Source organism: Mesorhizobium sp. M0185 (assembly GCF_040322175.1).
Taxonomy (GTDB): Bacteria; Pseudomonadota; Alphaproteobacteria; order Rhizobiales; family Rhizobiaceae; genus Mesorhizobium.
Genome location: NZ_JAMYSY010000125.1, coordinates 1 through 1118 on the forward strand (window position 1 = coordinate 1; position 1118 = coordinate 1118).

The window sequence follows — 1118 nt, forward strand, 5'->3', positions numbered from 1 at the left end:
TCGGTCGCACCGCCGACGCGGATGACGGCAACGCCGCCCGCCAGCTTGGCGAGACGTTCCTGCAGCTTCTCCTTGTCGTAGTCCGAGGTGGTCTCCTCGATCTGCTGCTTGATCTGGGCGACGCGGCCCTGGATTTCGGCCTTCTTGCCGGCGCCGTCGACGATGGTGGTGTTCTCCTTGGAGATCGACACCTTCTTGGCGCGGCCGAGCATGTTCAGGCCGACATTCTCGAGCTTGATGCCGAGGTCTTCGGAAATGACCTGGCCACCGGTGAGGATGGCGATGTCTTCCAGCATGGCCTTGCGGCGATCACCGAAGCCCGGCGCCTTGACGGCGGCGATTTTCAGGCCACCGCGCAGCTTGTTGACGACCAGCGTGGCCAGGGCCTCGCCTTCGACATCTTCCGAGATGATGACCAGCGGCTTCGAGGTCTGCACGACGGCCTCGAGGATCGGCAGCATGGCCTGCAGGTTGGAGAGCTTCTTCTCGTGGAGAAGAATGTAGGCGTCTTCCAGATCCGCAACCATCTTCTCGGCGTTGGTGACGAAGTAGGGCGAGAGATAGCCGCGGTCGAACTGCATGCCTTCAACGACTTCAAGCTCGGTCTCGGCGGTCTTTGCTTCCTCGACGGTGATGACGCCCTCATTGCCGACCTTCTGCATCGCTTCCGCGATCATCGAGCCGACCGACACGTCGCCATTGCCGGCGATGGTGCCGACCTGGGCAACCTCTTCCGAGGTCTTGATCTTCTTGGCGTTCTTGATCAGCGTCGCGACGACGTCGGCGACGGCGAGGTCGATGCCGCGCTTGAGGTCCATCGGGTTCATGCCGGCGGCAACCGACTTGTGGCCTTCCTGGACGATCGACTGTGCCAGAACGGTCGCGGTGGTGGTGCCGTCGCCGGCGATGTCGTTGGTCTTCGAAGCAACTTCGCGGACCATCTGCGCGCCCATGTTTTCGAACTTGTCCTCAAGCTCGATTTCCTTGGCGACGGTGACGCCGTCCTTGGTGATGCGCGGTGCGCCGAACGACTTGTCGATGACGACGTTGCGGCCCTTGGGGCCGAGCGTGACCTTCACCGCGTCGGCGAGGATGTTGACGCCGCGCAGCATGCGCTC

At 62.9% G+C, this 1118-nt stretch carries 1 protein-coding gene; it reads right to left on the bottom strand.

Annotated features, from left to right (window positions below):
* The coding region (groL, locus tag NKJ20_RS34030; RefSeq protein WP_352749965.1) for a chaperonin GroEL at window positions 1-1118 on the bottom strand (1118 nt) is incomplete at both ends.